This is a genomic window from Moorena sp. SIO1F2, from assembly GCF_010672755.1.
GTDB lineage: Bacteria > Cyanobacteriota > Cyanobacteriia > Cyanobacteriales > Coleofasciculaceae > Moorena.
Window position 1 is genome coordinate 1 of the sequence record NZ_JAAHFV010000584.1, and the last position, 2,347, is coordinate 2,347.

The 2,347-nt window shown below is 38.8% G+C and carries 3 protein-coding genes and 1 pseudogene; 3 read left to right on the forward strand and 1 reads right to left on the reverse strand.

Annotation, left to right across the window (positions count from 1 at the left end; translation table 11 throughout):
* Positions 1-5: 5 nt before the first annotated feature.
* Entirely contained in the window at positions 6-212 is a 207-nt protein-coding gene (locus tag F6J94_RS33035) for a hypothetical protein (protein ID WP_293047973.1), read from the reverse strand.
* Between the two features lie 452 nt (positions 213-664).
* Between F6J94_RS33035 and F6J94_RS33040 the strand changes: the two genes are divergently transcribed.
* From F6J94_RS33040 to F6J94_RS33050, 3 genes and pseudogenes are all read left to right on the forward strand, one after another.
* Positions 665-904: a hypothetical protein gene (locus F6J94_RS33040; protein ID WP_293047975.1), complete on the forward strand. Its 240-nt coding sequence runs from the start codon at positions 665-667 to the stop codon at positions 902-904.
* Positions 846-2,171: a P-loop NTPase fold protein gene (locus F6J94_RS33045; protein ID WP_293047977.1), complete on the forward strand. Its 1,326-nt coding sequence runs from the start codon at positions 846-848 to the stop codon at positions 2,169-2,171. Before F6J94_RS33040 ends, F6J94_RS33045 begins: the two co-directional genes overlap by 59 nt.
* A pseudogene (locus F6J94_RS33050) lies at positions 2,168-2,347 on the forward strand (hypothetical protein); the annotation flags it as partial. The gene F6J94_RS33045 and the pseudogene F6J94_RS33050, both read left to right, overlap by 4 nt.

Sequence of the window (2,347 nt, forward strand, 5' to 3'; positions counted from 1 at the left end):
CCCACCTAAATAGGAGTTACTTCCATGATGGCAAAAATATCACAATTATCAATACAGCGGTTTGCAATTGCTGTTAGGTACAACGTCTGGGCTTTTAGGGAGCAGGGAGTAAGCAATAGGCAATAGGCAATAGGCAATAGGCAATAGGCAATAGGCAATAGGCTTAACAATAGACCAGACCAGGTAATCACTTTTAACACACCAGTACCCATTTATTCCTAACGAGTACTATTTTCTCACACACCAATACTATTTTCTTGTAAACGAGTACTGCTGTGTAACAAATGGGTACCCGTTTCTTCCTAACGAGTACTAGTTTCTCATTAACTAGTACTTGTTGCTAATAAACTAGCCAGTCAGCAAAGCTTGTAGGGTGGGCAAAAACCCTTTGATTCTTTGTAAGTAGGGTGGGCAAAAACCCTTTGGTTCTTTGAACAATTCTAGATACTCTCATTTTGCCCACCCTACGCACTGTTCCCTGTTCCCGTCTTGATGCAGTCGCTCATGGGGGAAACCCCCAAGACCGCGCTGCATCGCTATTCCCTGTTTCCTAAAAACCTCACCTAATTAAAAACCGCAATATATTATTTTATAATTAGGACAATTACCAGCCAGCCATAGGGCAATTGCCATCGGGGGCATCTCATTGTTACGGTTTTATCCGATGGTGCGTTATTTTATTAACTTGTGTAACGTTGCCAAAAGTCTCCCTGTTCTCTCTTCCCTACTCCCTACTCCCTACTCCCTACTCCCTACTCCCTGTTCCCTGTTCCCTGTTCCCTGTTCCCTAAAACCAGGAACTCTGTACCTCACCAAATTGAAAACCACTAGACACATCACCCCCCATGAGCTTAATCAAAAAAATCTACAATCAATTTCAACCATTTTATCCCTTACCAGCTAACGATCCAGCTTATGTAAACTGTAGTGATGTCAGAGGAGATGACAATATTTTCAGGGAAATTGGTAAAACTATCATCTTTTCAGACCAAGCGACTTGTCAACTTTATACTGGACATCGGGGTGTGGGGAAATCAACGGAGTTATTGCGTCTGGAGGATTATTTGCAGAAGGATGGCTGCTTTGTGGTTTATTTTCCAGCAACGGAAGGAGATATTGATGAAATCGATGCTCAATATACAGATATCCTGTTAGCTTGTACTCGTAATATTTTAGAGAAACTTAAAGAGTATGCGTCTCCTAATCCGTTATTAAATTGGTTAGAGTCTCGGTGGAGTGAATTAAAGGATTTGGCGTTATCGGAGGTAGAATTTGAAAAATTAACGGTTGAAGCTCAAATTCAGATTTTTAGTAAATTGACTACAACCTTAAGACGCAATCCTAGTAGTCGTGAAACCATTAGAAAACAGGTTGATAATTATAGTGTCTCGTTGATTACAGCGTTAAATGAATTTATTGAAGATGCTCAACATAAATTACCTGACGAAAAATCCAACATAGTTGTGATCGCGGATAACTTAGATAGAATCATCCCCCTGGAAAGAGGGAATGACAGAACAAGTCACGATGAAATATTTATTAATTATAGCAGTCAATTAACAGCGTTGAAATGTCACGTAGTTTATACAGTACCTATTTCCTTAGCCTATTCCAGTCAAGCTACTGAATTAAGAAATATGTATGCTACTCCTCAAGTGTTACCAATGATTATGGTAAAAAACCGTGACAACAAACCCTATTCACAAGGATTAGATAAATTAAAAGAAGTTATTGAAAAAAGGATTCACTTAGTTGACCCTACGATTGATATTGATACACAAATCTTTGATAGTCAAGACACTCGCATTGAGCTTTGTGCTATGACTGGTGGTCATGTACGAGAGTTGATGCTATTAATGCAGTCAGTAATGCGTTATATTGATGATTTCCCGATTACTACAAGAATAGTGAGGCGGGCAGTTAGTGATGCCAGAGATAGCACCTATCGTAATGCTGTTAGTTCTGAAGAATGGCAAAAATTAGCTGAAGTTTCTCTTTCCAAGTCTATCCCTAATGATGAAGACTATCGTAGTTTGCTATTCCGTCGTTGTGTCTTGGAATATCGAGAGTTTGATGGAGAAGATAATCCTGTACGTTGGTATGATGTTCACCCTTTAATTGAAGGGACACCTGAGTTTAAATCTGCTCTTGATGATGTAACTAATAGATGAATAAAATGCTGACATCCAATTCAACAACATTTAGATCAGATGAACAAGAATCGTATCTGAGGTTAAAACGCGATTTATCTTGGCGTGAAGGATTTGGGATTTTATTTGTGCGGTGTACTCCTGTACAAGAAAAATGTATTATTGAAGCAATCAAACAAGATATTAATGATAAAACA

Coding starts and splice junctions, on each gene's coding strand:
- F6J94_RS33035 (WP_293047973.1), bottom strand. CDS start 212: ATGGGTACTGGTGTGTTAAAAGTGATTACCTGGTCTGGTCTATTGTTA.
- F6J94_RS33040 (WP_293047975.1), top strand. CDS start 665: ATGGTGCGTTATTTTATTAACTTGTGTAACGTTGCCAAAAGTCTCCCT.
- F6J94_RS33045 (WP_293047977.1), top strand. CDS start 846: ATGAGCTTAATCAAAAAAATCTACAATCAATTTCAACCATTTTATCCC.